Origin of the sequence: Comamonas composti DSM 21721 (assembly GCF_000429845.1) — a bacterium.
Classification (GTDB): Bacteria; Pseudomonadota; Gammaproteobacteria; order Burkholderiales; family Burkholderiaceae_C; genus Comamonas; species Comamonas composti.
This window is the reverse complement of sequence record NZ_KE386972.1, coordinates 197,825-219,000: the sequence shown is the minus strand read 5'-3', so window position 1 is coordinate 219,000 and position 21,176 is coordinate 197,825. Positions and strand designations below refer to the sequence as shown.

At 67.3% G+C, this 21,176-nt stretch carries 13 protein-coding genes; 4 read left to right on the top strand and 9 right to left on the bottom strand.

Features of this window, described 5'->3' with window-relative positions; genetic code table 11:
• Positions 1–5 precede the first annotated feature (5 nt).
• The 3 genes from G486_RS22910 to G486_RS0119605 are packed head-to-tail and all read left to right on the top strand — an operon-like array spanning position 6 to position 4,219.
• Positions 6–1,754, top strand: coding sequence for a thiamine pyrophosphate-requiring protein (locus G486_RS22910; RefSeq protein ID WP_084455455.1), 1,749 nt, complete (start codon positions 6–8; stop codon positions 1,752–1,754).
• On the top strand, positions 1,751–3,214 hold the full coding sequence (locus G486_RS0119610) for a benzaldehyde dehydrogenase (protein ID WP_051303687.1): 1,464 nt from the start codon (positions 1,751–1,753) through the stop codon (positions 3,212–3,214). Before G486_RS22910 ends, G486_RS0119610 begins: the two co-directional genes overlap by 4 nt.
• Before the next feature lie 33 nt (positions 3,215–3,247).
• Positions 3,248–4,219, top strand: a complete 972-nt coding sequence (locus G486_RS0119605) for a Bug family tripartite tricarboxylate transporter substrate binding protein (RefSeq protein WP_027017063.1) — start codon at positions 3,248–3,250, stop codon at positions 4,217–4,219.
• A gap of 475 nt (positions 4,220–4,694) precedes the next feature.
• Here G486_RS0119605 and ssb read toward each other — a convergent pair whose 3' ends face one another.
• Together ssb and G486_RS0119590 are read right to left on the bottom strand one after the other, a co-directional pair.
• Positions 4,695–5,252, bottom strand: a complete 558-nt coding sequence (ssb, locus tag G486_RS0119595; RefSeq protein WP_027017061.1) for a single-stranded DNA-binding protein — start codon at positions 5,250–5,252, stop codon at positions 4,695–4,697.
• Between the two features lie 103 nt (positions 5,253–5,355).
• A complete protein-coding gene (locus G486_RS0119590) occupies positions 5,356–6,531 on the bottom strand; it encodes an MFS transporter (protein ID WP_027017060.1) in 1,176 nt (391 codons plus the stop codon).
• A 154-nt stretch (positions 6,532–6,685) separates the two neighbouring features.
• Between G486_RS0119590 and uvrA the strand changes: the two genes are divergently transcribed.
• A complete protein-coding gene (uvrA, locus tag G486_RS0119585; RefSeq protein ID WP_027017059.1) occupies positions 6,686–9,742 on the top strand; it encodes an excinuclease ABC subunit UvrA in 3,057 nt (1,018 codons plus the stop codon).
• Positions 9,743–9,969: 227 nt separating this feature from the next.
• Here the strand turns inward: uvrA and G486_RS0119580 are convergent, their stop codons facing one another.
• From G486_RS0119580 to G486_RS0119550, 7 genes are all read right to left on the bottom strand, one after another.
• Positions 9,970–11,349 (bottom strand): LLM class flavin-dependent oxidoreductase, encoded by a 1,380-nt coding sequence (locus G486_RS0119580; RefSeq protein WP_027017058.1) that lies wholly within the window; start codon positions 11,347–11,349, stop codon positions 9,970–9,972.
• A gap of 11 nt (positions 11,350–11,360) precedes the next feature.
• Complete coding sequence (locus G486_RS0119575; protein WP_034388517.1) at positions 11,361–12,617, bottom strand: acyl-CoA dehydrogenase family protein; 1,257 nt, start codon at positions 12,615–12,617, stop codon at positions 11,361–11,363.
• A gap of 28 nt (positions 12,618–12,645) precedes the next feature.
• Positions 12,646–14,325: a dipeptide ABC transporter ATP-binding protein gene (locus G486_RS0119570; RefSeq protein WP_027017056.1), complete on the bottom strand. Its 1,680-nt coding sequence runs from the start codon at positions 14,323–14,325 to the stop codon at positions 12,646–12,648.
• Entirely contained in the window at positions 14,322–15,191 is an 870-nt protein-coding gene (locus tag G486_RS22905; protein WP_084455468.1) for an ABC transporter permease, read from the bottom strand. The genes G486_RS0119570 and G486_RS22905 overlap by 4 nt, the downstream gene beginning before the upstream one ends.
• 122 nt (positions 15,192–15,313) lie before the next feature.
• Positions 15,314–16,324: an ABC transporter permease gene (locus tag G486_RS0119560; RefSeq protein ID WP_027017055.1), complete on the bottom strand. Its 1,011-nt coding sequence runs from the start codon at positions 16,322–16,324 to the stop codon at positions 15,314–15,316.
• Positions 16,325–16,490: 166 nt separating this feature from the next.
• Positions 16,491–18,125 carry an ABC transporter substrate-binding protein gene (locus G486_RS22900; protein WP_051303686.1) on the bottom strand — a complete coding sequence of 545 codons (1,635 nt, stop codon included), beginning with the start codon at positions 18,123–18,125 and terminating at the stop codon, positions 16,491–16,493.
• Positions 18,126–18,418: 293 nt separating this feature from the next.
• The gene (locus tag G486_RS0119550) at positions 18,419–21,175 is read right to left on the bottom strand and encodes a nitrate reductase (protein ID WP_027017054.1); all 2,757 of its coding nucleotides are present in this window, start codon (positions 21,173–21,175) and stop codon (positions 18,419–18,421) included.
• Position 21,176: the final 1 nt, after the last annotated feature.

The window sequence follows — 21,176 nt, the reverse complement described above, 5'->3', positions numbered from 1 at the left end:
AGACGATGGAAGTAATCACCGCAACCGCGGCGCGACGTTTGCTCGAGGAGGCCTCACGGCTGGGAGTCGAGTACATCTTTACCAATCTGGGAAGCGACCATCCTGCCTTCATCGAGGCCTTTGCGGCAATGGATGAAGACGGCGCTGCCATGCCCGAGATCATTGCCTGTCCCCATGAGATGACGGCACTTTCGGTGGCCCATGGCCATGCCATGAAAAGTCGCCGGCCGCAGATGGTGCTGGTCCATGTGGATGTAGGCACGCAGAACCTGGGATGCAGCATGCACAACGCTGCGCGAGGCCGCGTGCCGGCCATCATCGTCGCAGGGCTCTCGCCGGTCACCGTGAGCGGCGAGCGGGCTGGATCGAGAACCGAGTTCATTCACTACACCCAGGACTCGACGCGTCAGCACGAGATCGGCGGGCAGTACATGAAGTGGTCCTACGAGCTGCGCGCGGGCGAGATGGCCGACCAGGTGCTGATGCGCGGGGTACAGATCGCCTGCACTGTGCCCGAGGGGCCGGTGTACATCACGGGCTCGCGCGAGGTCTGGGAAGAGCCTTCGGGAGGCGTGAGTCAGCCCATAGCCCACTGGCCTGCGGCCCGCACGGCGGGGCTGCCAGCAGGAGCTCCCGAGGAGTTGACGGCAGCGCTCATGCAGGCACAGCGCCCCCTCGTCATCACGACTTACCTGGGGCGCCAGCCGGAAGCGGCCCGCCTGCTTGCGAGCCTGTCCGAGCGATTTGGCATCGCGGTCTGCGAAGTCAACCCCCAGTACGTTAACTGTCCCGGCGATCACCCCAACCACGTGGGGTACCGGCGCAATACGCTGGTCAAGGAGGCGGACCTGATCCTGCTTCTCGACGTCGATGTGCCGTGGATCGTGGCACAGGTGGCACCCGCCGAGGGGGCACGTCTTTTCCATATCGATTGCGATGCGCTCAAAGAGAGCATGGGCTTTTGGCACTTTCCCGCCGAGCGCAGCTGGCAGGCGGATAGCCTGGCGGCATTGCAGCAGCTGCTCATGCAGCCGGAGCTTCCTTCGGCTCAGGCCCTGGCGCAGCGCCGGGAGTGGATTGATGCGGCCAAGGCGCGCCTGACGCTACCGGGAATGCCGGCGCCGGCCGATGGCGCCATCAACCTTGAGCAGCTGGCGCAGGCCGTTGAACGACTGGTGAACGAGAAGACCGTGGTGGTCTACGAGGAGCCCACGGCGACGGACTGCGTGCTCCATACGCTTCGCATGAAAAGGCCTGGAAGCTATTACGCCAATGGCGGCAGCGGGCTGGGCTGGGGCATTAACGCGGCGATTGGCCTGAAGATGGCCGACCCTGGAGCCGAGGTCATCACCCTGGTAGGAGACGGCAGCTTCATCTTCGGCGTTCCGGATAGTGCCTACTGGGTCGCGGAAACCTACGGGTACCCGCAGCTGACCATTGTCTTCAACAACGGGGGCTGGAACGCCCCCAAGGCCTCCACGCTGCTGGTACATCCGCAAGGCCACGCGAAGCGCCGCGATCGCTACTGGATCACGACGACTGCGCGCGCCCGCTTGGCTGAAATCGCAGCGGCCGCGTCGGGCTGTGCGGCGTACCGGGTCGAGAAGTTCACCGAGCTCGATACCACGCTGGCTCAAGCCATGGAGACCGTTCGCGGCGGGCGTAGCGCCGTCGTCGAGGTGATGCTGTTGCCCATTTCAAGCCAGGTGCTCGGGAATCCGCGCGACGGCTCCAAGACCAGGGAGGTTCAATGATGACCGAAATGCTCATGCCCGAGGAAGTCTGGAAGGGCTGCTGGTTCAACGGGCGCTGGACGCAAGCGGAGCACACCGGCGCAGTTCTGGACAAGGCGAGCGGCGAAGAGATCTCCCGCATCGGTCTTGCCACTCCCGCGGACCTGGACAGAAGTGCCGCGGCCGCGGTGCTTGCCCAAGCCGCATGGGAAAACACTTCGCCGGCGGAGCGGGCCGCCATTTTCAGGCGGGCTGCAAGCCTGGTGGAAAAACATTGGGACGAACTGACGGTCTGGATCATGCGAGAAAGCGGTGGGGTGCGCGCCAAGGCCGACACCGAGCTTCGCTCGACCACTGCGGTGCTGCACCATGCAGCGGGCATGATGGGCGAGCCCCATGGCTTCGTCATGCCTGCCGAGCCTCATAAGATGAGCTTTGCGCGCCGGGTGCCTCATGGTGTCGTCGGGGTTATTGCTCCTTTCAATTTCCCGCTCACCTTGGCCATCCGCTCGGTGGCGCCCGCGCTCGTCACCGGGAACGCCGTCGTGCTAAAGCCGGATTCTCAGACGGCGGTCTGCGGCGGCGTGCTGATTGCGCGAGTCTTTGAGGCAGCAGGGCTGCCAGCCGGGCTGTTGCACATGCTCCCGGCCGGCTCTGACGTGGGCGAGGCCATTTGCACGGACCCGCGCATCTCCATGGTGTCTTTTACAGGCTCCACCCAGGCGGGCAAGAGAGTAGGCGCCTTGTGCGGGGGCAGCCTCAAGAAGGTTTCGCTGGAGCTGGGCGGCAAGAACTCGCTCATCGTGCTGGATGACGCCGACCTGGAGGTCGCGGCAGCTGGCGCGGCGTTTGGTTCCTGGATGCACCAGGGGCAGATCTGCATGGCGACCGGGCGCATTCTTGCCCACGAGAGCATTGCGCAGGAGCTGCTTGAGCGATTGAAGCAAAAGGCCTTGTCAACCCGTATCGGCAACCCGATGCACGAGCGGGTTGGGTTGGGCCCGGTGATCAACGAGCGGCAGCTCAAGGCGATCGACGGCATTGTTCAGGCGACGATCGCGGCGGGGGCGACTCTCCATGCCGGCGGCAAGGCCGAGGGGCGCTTTTACCTTCCGACGGTTCTGGGCGGCGTACAGCCGGGCATGCGAGCTTTTGATGAAGAGGTGTTTGGGCCTGTCGCATCGGTCACGAGCTTTGCATCGGACGATGAAGCGGTCGAGCTCGCCAACTCATCCGAATACGGGCTGGCTGCTGCCGTGATGTCTGCTTCGACGGGGCGTGCGCTGGCCTTGGGAAAGCGCCTTAGGACAGGGCTTTTGCACATCAACGACCAAACCGTTCAAGGCGATCCGCACATTCCCTTTGGAGGCCGCGGCGCCTCTGGCAATGGCAGCCGGATCGGAGGTCCTGCGAACTGGGATGAGTTCACCCAATGGCAATGGATCACCGTGCGTGAGACCGTTGCGTCCTATCCCTTTTAAAGCCATCCATCTACCCACCATCGGAGACAACTCATGAATAAACGAGAACTTCTGGCCGCCGCACTCATCGTGGCGTCCGGGCTTTCACAGGCTCAGGACGCGGCAAGGAGCTTCCCAAGCAAGCCGGTGCGAATCATCGTCGACTTCCCTCCTGGCGGCACGGTCGACGTGCTCACCCGGTCGGTTGGGCAAAAGCTCTCGGAAAAATGGAAGCAGCCCGTTGTGATTGAGAATCGGCCCGGAGCGGGTGGCAATATCGGCGCCCAGGCGGTGGCCGTTTCCTCTGCCGACGGATACACGCTGCTTGCGACTCCTCCGGGTCCCCTGACCATCAACCAGTACTTGTACAAGGAGATGGCGTTCGATCCGGCGAAGTTCGAATCGGTCGTGCTGATGGCTGCCGTGCCAAACGCAATTACGACGCGGGCGGAATTTCCCGCGAGCTCGGTCCAGGACTTGGTGGCTTACATCAAGGCCAATCCCGGGCGCGTGACTTACGGGTCCCAGGGAAACGGCTCCACCTCCCATCTCACAGGGCAGATGTTCGAGACGATGATCAAGGGCCAGATGACCCATATTCCGTTCAAGGGGGAAGGCCCGGCGCTGACCGAGCTGTTGGGCGGGCGGGTTGACCTGTTCTTTGGGAATGTATCGGCGGTCCTCAAGTACCGCGATGGCGCCAAGCTCAAGGTGCTCGGGCTGGCATCCGATCAGCGCGGCTTCATGGCGCCGGATGTGCCGTCCGCCAAAGAGAGCGGTGTCCCCGAGTTCATGGCCTCGGCGTGGTTCGCGATTGCGGCTCCGCATGGGACTCCTTCGGGCATCGTGGCCAAGCTGAATCAGGCCATTAACGAGGTGATGCAGAACGCCGAGGTGAAGAAGCAGTTCGCGACCCAGGGGGCGGAGGTCGTAGGCGGCTCGCCTGCGGACATGGAGCGCTTCATGAACACCGAGCGTGTGCGATGGAAGAAAGTCATCGAAAGCGCCAACGTGAAGCTGGACTAGTGTCCTGCTTCGCTGATTACGGCCGGCTGCGTCATGCAGTTTCTCGGGAAAGAGCGGACAGACGGGCAGAAGCTCTCGGATCGATGCGGCTTTAGCCCAAAGAGCTGCGTAGGCCGGTCTCGGCAGCCACGGTGCGCACGCTCCAGTGCGTCGCGAGATGTTGGCGGGGCAACTTCAGCCATGCGGCAATCGCGTTGCTCGGCTCGGCTCGTCTGCGGCGCTGGCCAAAACCAGGCGCGCGATTGCCCAGGGCCGCCGGCAAAGAGCGGCTGTGCGCAAACGATTGCAACCGTGCTCGCTCGTCCTCGCTCTGTTCTCATCGTGGCATCTCCAGGTCCAAGATGCATGCATTCGCATGCACGATCAATGCCAGTGATTTGCGGGACAGGGCAGCCGACAAGAAAAAGCCCTAAACAAAAAGCCCTAAGCAACAAGTGCTTAGGGCTTTTTGTTTACAGATACGGATAAGGTGGTTTTAGAACGGAATATCGTCGTCCATGTCGTCAAAGCCCGAGGCGGCGCGCTGGGGGGGCGGGGCCATGGGGGCGGGTGCTGCAGGGCGTTGCTGCGGTGCTGCGGCAGGGCGCTGTGCGGGCTGCTGGGGTGCGGCGCGGCGCGGGGCTTGAGGGGCTTCGTAGCCGCCCGCATCGCCATAGCTGTCATCGCCATAACCGCCGCCCTGGCCACCGCCTTGCTGTCGGCTGCCCAGCATCTGCATGCTGTCGGCGCGGATTTCGGTGGCGTAGCGTTCCTGGCCCGAGGCCTGATCGGTCCATTTGCGCGTGCGCAGGCTGCCTTCCACATAGACCTGGCTGCCCTTGCGCAGGTACTGGCCCACGATTTCGGCGAGGCGGCCGTTGAACACCACGCGGTGCCATTCCGTGGCCTCCTTGTTCTCGCCGGTGTTCTTGTCGCGCCAGCGGTCGGTGGTGGCGATGGTCACATTGGCCACCTGGTCACCGCTCGGAAAGGTGCGCATTTCAGGGTCGCGCCCGAGGTTGCCGACGATGATGACTTTGTTGACGGATGCCATGTGTGAATACCTTTACAGAATAAAAATGGTCCGGGCATAAAGCTGGAGGATCCCGGTCCAGACGCGCCATTGTGCCGCAAGCGACAGGGCTTGGCTGTGCGATTTATCCGTGGCGGCCCACAGGTCTCAGCGGCCAGGTGATGAGCAGCCACAGGGCCGTCAGAGCCGTGGTCATGGCAAACAGTCCGGGTGCGCCCGCCCACTTGAGCAAGGCTCCGCCCAGGGCGCCGCCCGCGAACAGGCCCAGCGACTGCAGTGTGTTGTAGGCGCCCAGGGCTGCGCCGCGCAGCTCGGCCGGCGCCATGCGCGAGACCAGGCTGGGCTGGGTGGCCTCCAGCGTGTTGAAGCCGCAGAAGAACGCGAACAGCAGGCCGGCCATCAGCCACAGCCCGGGCTGGCCGTCGGCCGCCGCGACCAGGCCCAGGCCGGCCTGTACCAGGGCTACCAGGGCAATCGCGCCCAGCAGGGCCGCGCGCAGGCGGCCGCGTCGCTCCATCGCGAACAGGCCGCCCATGGCCAGAAAGGACAGGAGCACGGCCGGCAGATAGACCTGCCAGTGCACGTTCTTGGCCAGTCCCGCCTGCACCAGCAGGGCGGGCACGACAACCCACATGGACATCTGCACCGTGTGCAGCACGAACACGCCCAGGTTCAGGCGCAGCAGGTCGCGGTGGCGCAGCAGTGCGGCCATGCCTGCGCGCTGCCCGGGCGCGGCCTGGGCGGGCTCGGCGGGGACGACCCACAGCACCACGGCCACGCCGGCCAGGGCCAGGGCACAGGTCAGGCCGAAGATGCCGGGCAGGCCGCCCCAGGCCGCGAGCAGCGGGCTGAGCACCAGGGCCAGCGCGAACATCAGGCCGATGCTGGCGCCGACCAGGGCCATGGCCTTGGTGCGCACGGCATCGCGCGTGAGATCGGCCAGCAGGGCCGTGACGGCGGCCGAGACCGCGCCCGCGCCCTGCAGGCCGCGGCCCCACATCAGGCCCAGCAGCGAATCGGCGGTGGCCGCGATCAGGCTGCCTGCCGCAAACACCACGAGGCCGGCGACGATGACGCGCTTGCGCCCGAAGCGGTCCGAGGCCAGGCCCAGCGGAAGCTGGAACACGGCCTGGGTGAGGCCGTACAGGCCCATGGCCAGGCCGACCAGGGCCGCGTCATCGCCGCCCGGGTATTTGTGCGCCTCCAGCGCGAAGACGGGCAGCACCAGGAACAGGCCCAGCATGCGCAGCGCAAAGATCAGGGCCAGGCTGGCGCTGGCGCGTCTTTCCTGCGGTGTCATGGTGGTGGCGGAGGCGGGCTGAGTCATGGGGCGGACAGAGGGCGCAAAAGGGAGGATCCCGAAGGCAAAACTGGCATTGTCGCCCATGGAGGCCAGATGCGTCGGCTTTGGCTTGTGGCCTATCATGTCAGGTTCGATTTTGATGCGGTGCGCAATGCCATCTCACGTTTTTCCCGACGATCAGGCCCAGGCTCGCGGCCAGGAGCCAGGCCAGGAGTCCGGCCGCTATCTGGGCCAGGCCCTGGCGCAGCAGCGCATCAGCATTCGTGGTGCGCGCACGCACAACCTCAAGAACATCGACCTCGATATTCCGCGCAACCGCCTGGTGGTGATCACGGGGCTGTCGGGCTCGGGCAAGTCAAGCCTGGCCTTCGATACCCTGTACGCCGAAGGCCAGCGCCGCTATGTGGAAAGTCTGTCGGCCTATGCGCGCCAGTTCCTGGGGCGGCTGGACAAGCCCGATGTGGACCTGATCGAAGGCCTGTCGCCCGCGATCAGCATCGAGCAAAAGGCCACCAGCCACAACCCGCGCTCCACCGTGGGCACGGTGACCGAGATCAACGACTACCTGCGCCTGCTGTTCGCGCGCGCGGGCACGCCCTATTGCCCGGAGCACGATCTGCCGCTGCAGTCCCAGACCATCAGCCAGATGGTGGATGCGGCCCTGGCCCTGCCCGAGGACACGCGCCTCATGGTGCTGGGGCCGCTGGCGCGCAACAAGAAGGGCGAGTTCGCCGAGCTGCTGGCCCAGATGCAGGCCCAGGGCTATGTGCGCTTTCGCATCGACGGCAAGATCCATGAAGCCCATGCCCTGCCCGCGCTGGAGAAGAACGAGCGCCACGACATCGATGTGGTGATCGACCGCCTCAAGATCCGGCCCGATGCCCAGCAGCGCCTGGCCGAGAGCTTCGAGGCCGCGTTGCGCGCGGGCGGCGCCGAGGCTGGCGGCCGCGTGATTGCGCTGGAGATGGACAGCGGGCGCGAGCATTTGTTCAGCGCGCGCTTCGCCTGCCCGCTGTGCAGCTACGCCCTGCCCGAGCTGGAGCCGCGCCTGTTCTCCTTCAACTCGCCCATGGGCGCCTGCCCCAGCTGCGACGGCCTGGGCTGCGCCGAGAGCTTTGATGCCGAGCGCGTGGTGGCCTTTCCCACGCTCTCGCTGGCCAGCGGCGCCGTCAAGGGCTGGGACCGGCGCAACGGCTATTACTTCTCCCTGCTGGAGAGCGTGGCCCGGCATTACGGCGCCGACATAGAGCTGCCGTTCGAGGAGCTGCCCGAGAAGGTGCGCCGGGTGATGCTGCACGGCTCGGGCGAGGAGGAGGTTGCGTTCAACTACGTGCTCGACAGCGGCGCGCGCAAGGGCGAGACCCTGGTCAAGCGCCATGCGTTCGAGGGCATCATCCCCAACATCACGCGGCGCTGGCGCGAGACCGAATCCAGCGTGGTACGCGACGATCTCGCGCGGCTGCGCAGCATCAGCATCTGCCCCGACTGCGAGGGCACGCGTTTGCGCCGCGAAGCGCGCTTTGTGCGCGTGGGCGAGGGCGACCAGGCGCGCGCCATCTACGAGGTGGGCCGCTCCACGCTGGCCCAGGCCCAGGCCTGGGGCGAAGCGCTGCAGCTCTCGGGCGCCAAGGCCGAGATCGCGGGCAAGGTGGTGCGCGAGATCGCCTCGCGCCTGCGCTTTCTCAACGACGTGGGCCTGAGCTATCTGAGCCTGGAGCGCGGCGCCGACACCCTCTCCGGCGGCGAGGCCCAGCGCATACGCCTGGCCAGCCAGATCGGCTCCGGCCTCACGGGCGTGATGTATGTGCTGGACGAGCCCAGCATAGGTCTGCACCAGCGCGACAACGACAAGCTCATCGCCACGCTGATCCGGCTGCGCGACCTGGGCAACAGCGTGATCGTGGTCGAGCATGACGAGGACATGATGCGCGCGGCCGACCAGATCATCGACCTGGGCCCGGGCGCGGGCGTGCACGGCGGACGCATCATGGCCCAGGGCACCTATGACGAGGTGCGTGCGAATCCCGACTCGCCCACGGGCCGCTACCTCGCAGGCACGCAGGCGATTGCCCTGCCCGCGCGGCGCCTGCCCTGGCAGCCGGTCATCGAAACCGAAAGCGCCGAGCCCGCCAAGGGCAAGGGCTTTCCCAAGGGGCCGGCCCGCAAGGCGACCAGCACCAAGGCCGGGCCAGAGTCTGGCGAAACGCCCCGGCTGCAGGCGCTGCGCGTGGTGGGCGCGCGCGGCCACAATCTCAAGAGCGTGAGCGTGGACTTCCCCGTGGGCCTGCTGACCTGCGTGACCGGCGTCTCGGGCTCGGGCAAGAGCACCCTGGTCAACGACACGCTGTATGCCGAGGCCGCGCGCCAGATCCACCGTGCAGGCACCGAGCCTGCGGCGCACGACGAGATCCTGGGCATGGAGTATTTCGACAAGGTCATCAACGTTGACCAAAGCCCCATAGGCCGCACGCCGCGCAGCAACCCCGCCACCTATACGGGCCTGTTCACGCCGATACGCGACCTCATGGCCGAGACGACGACCGCCAGGGAGCGCGGCTACGGGCCCGGGCGCTTTTCCTTCAACGTGGCCGGCGGGCGCTGCGAAGCCTGCCAGGGCGACGGCATGGTCAAGGTGGAAATGCACTTTCTGCCCGATGTCTATGTGCCATGCGACATCTGCAACGGCCAGCGCTACAACCGCGAAACCCTGGAAGTGCAGTGGAAGGGCAGGAACATCTCGCAAATCCTGGAGATGACCGTGGAGGACGCTCACGCCTTCTTCAAGGACGTGCCGACCATTGCGCGCAAGCTGCAGACGCTGCTGGACGTGGGCCTGTCCTACATCCGCCTGGGCCAGAGCGCGACCACGCTCTCGGGCGGTGAAGCCCAGCGCGTCAAGCTCGCCCAGGAGCTGTCCAAGCGCGACACGGGGCGCACGCTCTACATCCTCGACGAGCCCACGACTGGCCTGCACTTCGCCGACATAGACCTGCTGCTCAAGGTCTTGCAGCAACTGCGCGATGCGGGCAACACCATCGTCGTCATCGAGCACAACCTGGACGTGATCAAGACCGCAGACTGGATCGTGGACATGGGCCCCGAAGGCGGCTCGGGCGGCGGCCAGGTCGTGGCCACGGGCACGCCCGAACAGGTGGCCGCAAACCCGGCCAGCCATACGGGGCGCTATCTCAAGCCCTATTTGAAATGATGAAAAAGGAGCTGTTAGCGCTTGCTACATAAGGATTTCAGATGGTTCTGCATCTGAAATCGTTGGTAACCAAGCGGTAGCCGCTCCTGTTTTGAATATCCTCCCCTCGCGGCGCTTGCAGCCGGCGCGCCCCAAGACAAGGGCTTCGAGCAAGAGCCGCCTTGTACCCCAGGTCAGCGAGGACGTCGTCCCCCTCCCGAAGAGAGAGGGGGAAGCGGCGCAGCCGCTCAGGGGGTGTATCGATACCCTGCTCCTGGATGATCACTGCGCAGCCGGCGCTGGCCCGGGCCCTGCAGACGCTCTCTCAAGGTTTGCGCCTGCTCGGGGCGCTTGCGTATGCGGCCTCGGCGGCGCAGCTCGGGTGAGAGGTGGCGCGCAAAGTCCTCGAAGCTGCCGGGGCTGACCGCATAGGCCACGTTGAAGCCGTCCACGCCTGCGGCCTCGGCATAGGCCTCCAGCGCATCCGCGACCTTGGTCGGCCCGCCCACGAACACCGGGTGCAGGCCGCCCACGCAGATATAGCGAGCAATCTCGCCCAGCGTCCAGCGTTTTTGCGCATCGATGCGCGTGAAGTTGGCCAGGGCCGAGCGTATGGCATTGGTCTCTATGTATTCCAGCGGATGGTCCAGCGGGTACTGTGACCAGTCGATGCCGGTCCAGCAGGAGAACAGCACCAGCGCGGCTTCGAGGTCGGCGGCCTCCAGGTACTCGCGGTGCTTGGCTTCGGCCTCGGCGTCGGTGGCCGCCGTGATCACGGTCACGCCCGAGATGAAGCGCATGGCCTCGGGCGCGCGCCCCAGCGCCAGGGCCTGTGCGCGGGTCTGATCGATGCTGCGGCGGATGTCGGCGGCCGTGGCCCCGCCCAGAAACACCACCTCGGCATTGCTGGCCGCAAACGCCCGCCCGCGCGTGGACGAGCCGGCCTGGAACAGCACGGGCGTGCGCTGCACGCTGGGCTGGCTCAGATGGGCGTCATGCACGCGAAAGTACTTGCCCTGGTGACGTATGGGGTGGACCTTGCTGGCGTCCACATAGATGCCGCGTTCGCGGTCGCGCACCAGGGCGTTGTCCTCCCATGAGCCTTCCCAGAGCTTGTAGCCGACCTCCAGAAACTCCTGGGCGATCTCGTAGCGCTCGTCATGGTCTATGGCCTGCTCCAGCCCCAGATTGCGTGCGGCCGAGTCCAGGGCCGAGGTGACCACGTTCCAGGCGATGCGTCCCCGCGTCAGATGGTCGAGCGTGGTGAACTTGCGCGCCAGCAGATAGGGCTGCTCGTAGGTGGTGGACACCGTGACCCCGAAGCCCAGATGCCGCGTGGCTGCGGCCATGGCCGAGACCAGCAGCATGGGGTCGTCCACGGGAGTCTGCACGCCGTTGCGCAAGGCGGCATCCGGCCGGCCCTGGTAGACGTCAACCGGCCCCAGTACATCGGCCAGAAACATGGCATCAAAGCCGCCGTCTTCGAGCAGGCGCGCCAGCGCTATCCAGTGCTCGAGCTCGGTATGGCGGTGGGAATGGTCGGCCGGATGACGCCACAGGCCGGCGCTGATATGGCCGGGCACGTTCATCGCAAAGCCGTTGAGGATCCAGGGCTGTTTGTCGTACATGTCTTCCCCGTTCAGGCTGCGGCCTTGAGCGCCGGGCGCACCACGCCAATACCCCATTGGTCGGGCGCGGGCGTGCCGTTGACCGCAAAGTCGCCCGCAATGCGCGTCTTGTAAATGCGCGGATTGTGCGTGGCCAGCGTGCGCACATTGCGCCAGAAGCGGTCCAGGGCCAGCGGCACCAGGGTGGAGGAGGCGCCCAGCGCATCGAACAGCTGGGTGGAGGCGTTGAGCACCAGCTCGAAGACGATGTGCTGGGCCTGGGCGATTTCCAGGTCGGCCGTGGCGCGCGCCTGCTCCAGCGCGGCGGCGTCGCCCTGTTGTGCGGCCTGCCACACGCGCTCCACGGCGCGCGCATTGTGCTGCACGATGGCGCCGCTGCTGTAGGCAGCAGCGCGCAGCTGGCCCACGACTTCCAGCACCTGGGGGTCATGGCGCACCAGGTCTGCATTGCCGTTGCTGAAGCTGCGCGTGCGCTCGCGCACGGCCAGGGCCGTCTCGCGGCTGATGGCGCGCGCAATGCCGGCGGCATTGGCCAGGTGCACGAGCTGGTAGAAGGACTGGTAGTAGGCAAAGCGCTCGCCGTCCAGCCGGATCTGGGCCGGGTCCACCTCCACGTCGCGGTAGTGCGTGGTGCCGCTGGAGGTCAGGCGCTGGCCGAAGCCGTTCCAGTCGTCCAGCGGCTCCACGCCGGGCGCATGGCGCTGGACCAGGGCCACGTAGTCGGTGCCGTCGGCACCGGTGGCGCCCACGTCGATCCAGTCCGCATACAGCGCACCTGTGGAGTAGAACTTGGTGCCGCGCAGAATCCAGCGCCCGTCCTGCTGCAGCAGCCGCGTGGCGCGCTTGCCCTGGGTGACCTCGCCGCTTTCGCTGCGGCCCGGGCCGACCAGGGTGCCCAGTGCCAGGCGCTGCAGCCAGCTCTTGCGCCAGGCACTGGGGCTGGCATTGAGCACCTGCTCCACAAAGCCCAGATGCGAGCGCAGGGCCTGGGCCACGTTGGAGTCGGCCTCGCCCAGCTCGACCAGCAAGGCAAATAGCTCGGGCAAGGTGGCGCCGCTGCCGCCGTCTTCCTCGGGCACGCGCAGCGCCGTGAAGCCGGCCCGGGCCAGCGCGCGTACCTGGTCGTGCGGCAGTATGCGCTGCACTTCGCGCTCGGCGGCGCTGGCGCGGATGTCGTCGAAAATGCCGCGAAAGCGGCTGGCCAGGGCGGCGTAGCGGGCCGATGGGCCCTCGCCCCAGCCGTCTTCGATGTGTGCGTCGTATGTCATGCGGATGCTCTTTCCTGTGGTGGTTTTGTCATGCGGCCAACTGCCGGGGCTCAAGCCGGGGCAGGGCTGCGAGAAGTGCGCGGGTATAGGGGTGGCGGGGGGTGGTGAACACGGAATGGGCGCTGCCGCCTTCCACGATTTCGCCGTTGTGCATGACCAGCACGCGGTCGGCGATGTGGTGGATCACGCCCAGGTCGTGCGAGATGAACAGGATGGACAGGTTCAGGCGTGTGCGCAGATCGGCCAGCAGGTCCAGGATCTGGGCCTGGATGCTCACGTCCAGCGCCGAGACGGCTTCGTCGAGGATCAGCACCTCGGGCTTCACGGCCAGCGCGCGGGCAATGGCCACGCGCTGGCGCTGGCCGCCGGAGAGCTGCAGCGGATAGGCATCGGCATGCAGGGCATCCAGCCCCACGGTGCGCAGCAGGCGGATGACATCGCTGCGCTGCACGGGCTGGCCGTCGCCATGCAGCGCGAGCACGTCGCGCAGAATGCGCGCCACGGTCCAGCGCGGATCGAAGGAGCTGTACGGGTCCTGGTAGACCATGGCGATCTTGCCGCGCACGCGCCGCTGCTCCCGGGCATCGCCGTTCAGCCATTGCCGGCCATGGAACAGCACCTGGCCGCTGTCCACGGGCGTGAGCCCCAGCAGCACGCGCGCCACCGTGCTCTTGCCCGAACCCGATGCACCGACGATGCCCAGCACCTCGCCGCGGCGCAGCTGCAGCGAGACCTGGCGCAGCGCATGCAAGGGCTGTCCATCGGGCGCCTTGAAGGCCTTGTTCAGCGCCACGGCTTCGAGCAGCACCGGGGGCTCGCCGCTGTCCGGGGTGAGCGCTGTGGCCGGAGCTGCCGCAATCGCCGGTGCCGGCAGGTCGCTGAGCCGCTGGCCGCGCGTATCCGCGCCCGGGATGGCCTTGATCAGCGCCCGCGTATACGGATGTTGCGGGCGGCCCAGCACCTGGACCGCAGGGCCGGACTCCAGCACCTGGCCGTTCTTCATCACGAGGATGTGGTCGGCCAGGCGCGCGACCACGGACAGGTCGTGGCTGATGAGGATCAGGCTGGTGCCGCCCCGTATCAGCTGCTCCAGCACTTGCAGCACCTGGGCCTGGACCAGCACGTCCAGCGCCGTCGTGGGCTCGTCGGCAATGATGAGCGGCGGGCTCTGGGCCAGGGCCGTGGCGATCAGCGCGCGCTGACGCAGGCCGCCCGAGAGCTCGCCCGGATACTGGTGCCGGCGTACTTCGGGCTGGGGCACGCCGACCTCGGCCAGCAGCTCCACGGTGCGCGTGGCCGTGTGTGCGGCGGTGCGGGGCACGCCGGGCCGCGCATGGGCCAGCAGGGCTTCGGCAATCTCGCGGCCCACGGGCCGCAGCGGGTCCAGCGAGACCAGCGCATCCTGCAGCACATAGCCGATCTGGGCGCCGCGCAGCGCCCGCAGATCGCGCGCACCGGCGCCTAGCAGCGAGCGGCCGTCAAAGCGCAGCACATCGGCCTGAATGACCGCATCGTCACCGGCCAGCCCCAGCAGGGCGCGCGTGGCCACGGTCTTGCCCGAGCCGGATTCGCCCACGATGGCCAGGGTCTGGCCCCGGCGCAACTGCAGGTCAAAGCCCCTGACCACGGGCTTGAAGCCCCGGGGCGTCTCAAAGCCCACCTGCAGGTTTTGCACATCCAGCAGCAGTGCGTTGTCGGCATGGCTCATGGCTGGCTCCCTTCGGCACGTGCCTGGACATGGCTGAACAAGGTGGAAAAGCTCAGGGCCACCAGCACCACGGCCGTGCCGGGCACGATCATCAGCCAGGGCGCCTCCAGCAGCTGGGCCTTGCCGGCGGCCAGCAAAGCGCCCCATTCCGAGGATGGCGGGCGCACGCCCAGGCCCAGGAACGACAGGCTGGACGACCAGACGATGGCCTTGCCCACGCCCAGCCCGGTCACGGGAATCAGGGGCCGTATGGCATTGGGCACCACATGCTGCAGCAGCACGCGCGCATGCGAATGGCCGAGCGCCACGGCGGCCTCCACATAGGCGCTGCTGCGCACCAGCAGGGTCTGGCCGCGCACCAGGCGCGCATAGCCGGGGGCCGATCCCAGACCCACGGCGATGGCCACGTTGAGCGGGCTTTGCCCCAGCAGGCTGACCAGCAGCAGGGCCAGCAGCAGCGTGGGAAAGCTCAGCAGGATTTCGATCAGCCGGTCCATGAGCGCGCGCAGCCAGGGCGGCGTGAGCGCCGCTGCAAAGCCCAGCGGCAGGGCCAGTGCCAGCGCAATCGCCATGGCCAGCAGGCCGATCAGAAACGACTCGCGTGCGCCATGGACCAGGCGTGTGTAGAGATCGCGGCCGATCTCGTCCGTGCCCAGCCAGTGGCTGGCCGAGAACGGCGCCAGCGTGTTGAGCAGATCGGTCTCCAACGGCGAATGGCGTACCAGCGTGGCCGGGGCGATGCTGGCCCAGGCGGTGAGCACGATCACGGCCAGGCTCAACCAGGCCAGCGGCGGCAGGTGCCTGGCTTCGCGCAGCAGCCGTGAGCCAGGGGAATGTTCAGAGGTGAGAGGTCTTGTGATGTTCATGGCAGTGATGCGTGGTGTGTGCAGCGGGCGCAAGCCGCAGCGTGATGGGCGATCAGGCCCTCACCCCAGCCCGCTGCCCGTAGGGGCAAGGGCGCAAAACCAGGGGGAAGGCGCAACGCGGCTCAGGGCCGTGCACATCGCCTGTCCACCACGCCATAGAGCCAGTCCGTTGCAAAGGTCAGCAGCACATAGACCAGGCTCACGATGAGGATCACCCCGGAGATCAGCTCGAACTCCTTGAGCTCCACGGCACTGACCAGCAGGGCGCCCAGGCCGGGGCGGGAGAACACGTTCTCCACGATGACTGCGCCCGAGACCAGGGTGCCCAGGGCCCAGCCCGAGAGCGTGATCCCCGGGATCAGCGCCGGGCGCAGGGCATGGACGATGCGCACCCTGAGCTCGGCCGTGCCCCGGGCGCGCGAGGACAGCACATGGGGCTGGCGCAGCGCGCGCTCGTACTCGGTGCGCATGGCCTGGCCCAGAAAGCCCGACAGCGGCAGCGCCAGCGTCAGTGCGGGCAGCCACAGCCCGCTGAGGCCCGAGCCGCTGACCACGGGCACCCAGTCCAGCTCCACGGCAAAGACCAGCAGCAAGATCAGGCCCAGCCAGTAATAGGGCATGCCCGCGAACAGCGACTCCAGCGCCGGACCCAGGCGCGCCAGCCAGCGCCTGCGGCCCGCCGTGGCCAGCACCCAGCTCACGGAGAACACCCAGGCGAGCACGATGGCCAGCAGCGCCAGCTCGGTGGTGGCGCCGATCTGCTCGCCAATCATCTCGGTCACGCTGCGGCGCGACTGCAGCGCAATGCCCATATCGCCCTGCAGCAGCCCGCCCAGATAGCTGGCGTACTGCTGCCACCAGGGGCGGTCGAAGCCGAACTCCTGGTTGATCGGAGCCAGCTCCTCGGGCGTGCGCGCCACGCTCTGGCCTTCATAGACGTTGAGGTAGATCGTGGCCCGATCGCCCGGCAGAATCATCTGGGCCAGAAACAGCAGCGTGACCGTGACCCACAGCATGGCCAGGGCCTGGGCGAGCCGGCTCAGCAGCTTTTTCACGCGGGCAAGGCCTGGGCTTGGTATGGCTGTGGAGTAGGGGGGTGGGAGCTGCGCAGGCAAGGAGGCGAAGGTGCTCATGGCTCTAGTTCTCCAGGAGGCCGAGCGTTGCCCGTGGCCCATGAAACTGGCGCGGCGCAAAGGCGGGGGACAGCGAGCAAGGGCCGTCCTGTCCCCCAGGTTGGCGAGGCTGTCGTCCCCCTCCCGAAGAGAGAGGGGGAAGGCGCGAAGCGACTCAGGGGGTGTCTCATTTCCTCACCTCATAAAACCAGGGCGCATCCGTGTTGTGCAGCAGGCCTTGGAGGTACTTTTGCTGCACGATGTTGTAGGCCGATGCATAAAAGCCCACGGCCAGGGCCTGGTCGCTGATCTGGCGCTGGATCTGCGCAAACCGGGCCTGGCGGGCGGCGGGGTCGGCGGTTTCGTGGGCCGCGATGATGGCGTCCTGCAGCTTCTGGTCCTGCGAGCGCACGCGGTTGTGGATGTTGGGCCGGCCCTTGTCGGCGGCGAACTGGTTGATCTGCTGGCGCCCGTAGATCGAGGCCGTGCTGCTGTTGTCGCCGGCCGGGCGGTAGTTGATGGACAGCACCGTGGGCGCATACCAGGTCCAGTAGCCGTTGTAGATGTCGTACTCGTCGGCCTTGGTGTAGCGGCCTGCAGCCAGCTCGGTCTGCGTGAGCATGCTGGTGTCCAGCTTGAAGCCGGCCTTCTTGACCTCGGCCTGCAGCGCCTGCGCGGCGATCACGCCCTCGGCATTGATGACCGTGGGGTAGAGCGGCAGCACGGCCTGGAGCAGCCGCCCTTCCTTGTTCACGCGGTAGCCCTGGGCATTGACCTGGTCATAGCCCGCTGCCTTGAGCAGGGCAATCGCCTTGTTCAGATCGTGGGGGTACTGGTCGTCGAGATTCAGATAGTCCTGCGTGGTCCGGGACAGGGCGCCATTGCCCTCATAGGGCGTGGCGCCCCGGAACACGCTGCTCACGATCTGCTGGCGGTTGCTTGCATAGGCAAAGGCCTGGCGCACGCGCTGGTCGGTGAAGATGCCCTGCTCCACGTTGAAGGACAGCGATTGCGCGCGCCCCGGCGCGAACTGCTGCGAGGTGGCGTACCTGGCCTGGGCCTGCTTCCATTTGACCGCTGGCGGGTCGTAGATCACATCGGCCTCGCCTTTTTCCAGCGCCAGCCAGCGCGCATTGGCGTCGGGCACAAAGCGCCAGTGCACGGTCTTGAGATGGGCCGGCCCGCCATGCGTGCCCCCGGGACCCCAGCGGTAGGCGTCGTTGCGCTCGAAGACGAACTCCTCGCCACGCTTCCACTCCTTGAGGACGAAGGGGCCGCTGCCTATGGGCCGCTCGCCCAGTTCCTTGAGATCGCGGTCCAGCGAGGGGGCCGAACTCACGCCGAACGAGGCGCTGGTGAGCAGCTGCGCCAGATAGGGCTGGGCAATGCTGGTGTGGACTTCCACGGTGTGCGGGCCCACGGCCCTGGCGCCTTCGATGAAGGAGTCGGGCACCGAGGTGGTGAGCTTTTTCCAGAACTCCACGTTCTTGACCACGGTGGCCGCATCGAGCTTGCTGCCGTCGCTGAAGACCACGTCATCGCGCAGCTCGAAGGTCCAGACCTTGCCCTTCTGGCTCCAGCTCCTGGCCAGCCAGGGGTGGAGCTTGAGCTGGCTGTCCAGATAGACCAGGCTGTCGAGGATCTGGCGCTTGGGATAGGCGGCCTGGGTCCACCATTGGTAGAGCGACTTGGGCTCTATGGAGTGCAGATAGACCAGCGTATCCGGCTGCTTTTGCAGCGCGCTTTGGGCGAGAGCGCTGCCTTGGTTCAGCCAGGCTGCCAGGACCGCAGCCGCCAGGGCCGAGCGACGGGAAATCTTCATGGGGGCTCCAGACAAGAAACACAGATTCCATGCCGGGGCCGAAAAATGCCGGCCCCGGCAGAGTGCGAATGTCTGGATTGTTCAGAGCCGGTTTCTTCTTGGGAACGTCGTTTTTTGCATATGCATGCTCGGAAAGACCGGCAAGCATTCGTATCTGCTTCAAAATTCAATAGAAAGTGCCTGTAGCCCTTGATGGGAAAGCGCTGGCAGCTATCAATTTGATTTTTCTGCGGCTTGCTTGTCCAGCCGTCCCGGCACGTGCCGGGGCTCCCCGGAACTGCGCGGGGCACCCGTCAGGCCATGAGCAGGTGCTTGAGCTCGGGCAGACAGGAGCCGCAGTTGCCGCCGGCCTTGAGGCAGGCCGTGACCTCGGCCGTGGTCTTGAGGCCCTGGCCCGCAATGGCGGCGCAAATCGTGTTGCGGCCCACGCCGAAGCAGGCGCAGACGATGGGCCCGGCATCGGCCCGGGCCTGCAGGGGCTGGCCCAGCATGAGGCTGGCGCGCTCCGGGTCGCCGAGCCGCTCCTGGGCGAACAGGCTGCCCAGCCAGCGCCGTGGCGGCAGGTCGGTGCGCGGCGAGAGAAACACGCAGGCCTGCAGGCGGCCCTGCTCCACATGCCCGGCGCGGTAGATGCCGGCGCCCGCATCCTGGTACTCGATCCAGTCGGCTTGCGCGGGCGCGCCCAGCAACTGGCGTGCCCAGGCGCGTGGCTCGGCCAGGGGCCGCAGGCCAGCAAGCTCGCAGCGCTCGAAGTCCCGGCCCTGGATGCGCACCCACCAGTCGGCCTCGGCAGGCGGGCGGCAGGCCTGGCGCATGAGCACAAAGCCATGCCAGGCGGCCTCGAAGGGCTCGATGCGCACGGGCGTGTGCTTGAACTCGGGCTCGCCCGAGAGCGGGTCGGTCACGGGGTTGACCAGGGCGCCCACGCGCGCATCGGAGGCGAACTGCGCATTCCAGTGGATGGGCACGAAGACCGTGCCGCGCGCCATGCCTGCATCCAGGCGCACGCGCGCCACCATGGCGCCCCAGTGCGTGTGCAGGCGCGCGAGTGCGCCTTCGCGCAGGCCGCTCTGCAGGCCGTCGTGAGGGTGCAGGGCCGCAAAAGGCTCGGGGCTGTGCTCGGCCAGGGTCGGGGCCTGACCGGTGCGCGTCATGGTGTGCCACTGGTCGCGCACGCGGCCTGTATTGAGGATGAACGGGTAGCGCGCATCGGCCGCATGGGCCGGCGCGCGTGCCGGCGTGGCGACAAAGCGCGCACGCCCGTCTTCATGGGCGAAGACGCCGTCGCCGAACAGCTGCCCGCTCCCCGGCGCTGATGCCATCCCGGACGGCGGCACAGGCCAGTGCCGGGGCTGGAAGGCGTCATAGGCTGCGGCATCCATGCCGGCCAGGCCGCCGATGTTGAAGCAGCGCCGCTGCTGCCCGTCTTCGGGGCCCGGGTGGTTTCTGTAGGCGGACAGGCGTGCATGCTCGTCGAAGATCTGGCTGGCATGCGTGTAGTCAAAGCCTGCAAAGCCCATGCGGCGCGCGACGCCGGCCAGCATGTCCCAGTCGGCGCGCGCTTCGCCGGGTGCGGGCAGAAAGGCACGCTGGCGCGAGATGCAGCGCTCGGAGTTGGTCACCATGCCGCTTTTCTCGCCCCAGGCCAGGGCCGGCAGGGCAATGTCCGCGTAGGCGAGGGTGTCGGTGGCGGCCATCACATCGCTGACCACGACCAGCTCGCAGGCCGCGAGCGCACGCCGCGCCTGGTCGGCATCGGGCAGGCTGACCACGGGGTTGGTGCCCATGATCCAGATGGCCTTGATGCGCCCGGCCTCCATGGCCTGGAACAGTTGCACGGCCTGCAGCCCGGGCCTGTCGGCCATGCGCGGCGACTGCCAGAACTGCTGCACCAGGGCGCGGTGCGCGGGGTTGGCCAGCTCCAGGTGCGCGGCCAGGGTGTTGGCCAGGCCGCCGACCTCGCGCCCACCCATGGCATTGGGCTGGCCCGTGATCGAGAACGGCCCCATGCCGGGCCGGCCTATGCGGCCCGTGAACAGGTGGCAGTTGATGATGCTGTTGACCTTGTCCGTGCCTGCCGAGGACTGGTTCACGCCCTGGGAGAAGACGCTCACGCAGCGCGCATGGCCCGCGAACCAGCGGTAGAAGGTGGTCAGCGCTTCCTGGCTGATGCTGCAGGTCCGGGCCACGGTCGCGAGGTCGCACGCATCGGCGCGGGCTGCGGCCAGGGCCTGCTCCAGGCCCCGGGTGTGGCGGGCCACGAAGTCGGGCTCGATCTCGCCCTGCTGCGCGAGAAAGGCGAGCAGGCCGTTGAACAGCCAGACATCGGTGCCGGACCGTATCGGCAGGTGCAGGTCGGCAAACTCGCAGGTGGCCGTGCGCCGGGGGTCGATGACGACCAGCTTCATCGCCGGGCGGGCCTGCCTGGCGCGCACCAGCCTCTGGAACAGCACGGGGTGGCACCAGGCGAGGTTGGAGCCCACGAGCACGACCAGGTCGGCCTGCTCCAGGTCCGCATAGCCCACGGGCACCAGGTCTTCGCCGAAGGCGCGCTTGTGGCCGGCCACGGCCGAGGACATGCACAGCCGCGAGTTGGTGTCTATGTTGGCGCTGCCGATAAAGCCCTTCATGAGCTTGTTGGCCACGTAATAGTCCTCGGTGAGCAGCTGGCCCGAGAGGTAAAGGGCCACGGCATCGGGCCCGTGCCGCTCGATGGCGCTGCCAAAGCCCCGGGCCACGGCCTCCAGCGCCTTGGGCCAGCTCAGGTCCAGCCAGGGGCCGGATTGCGCGCCTTGCGGGTGCGGGTCCTGATGCTGGCGTTGGCGCATGCGGGGGCGCAGCAGCCGGCCCTGCAGGCCCAGGGTCTCGCCCAGGGCCGCGCCCTTGACGCAGAGCCGGCCCGCGTTCGCGGGGTGCTCGGGGTCGCCGGCCAGTTGCGGGCTGGCGCCGGCGCGCGGCGTGGCCAGCAGGCCGCAGCCCACGCCGCAATAGGGGCAGGTGGTACGCACCGGGGCCGGTGCGCGCAGCAGGGGGATGGTCGTGCCGTTCATG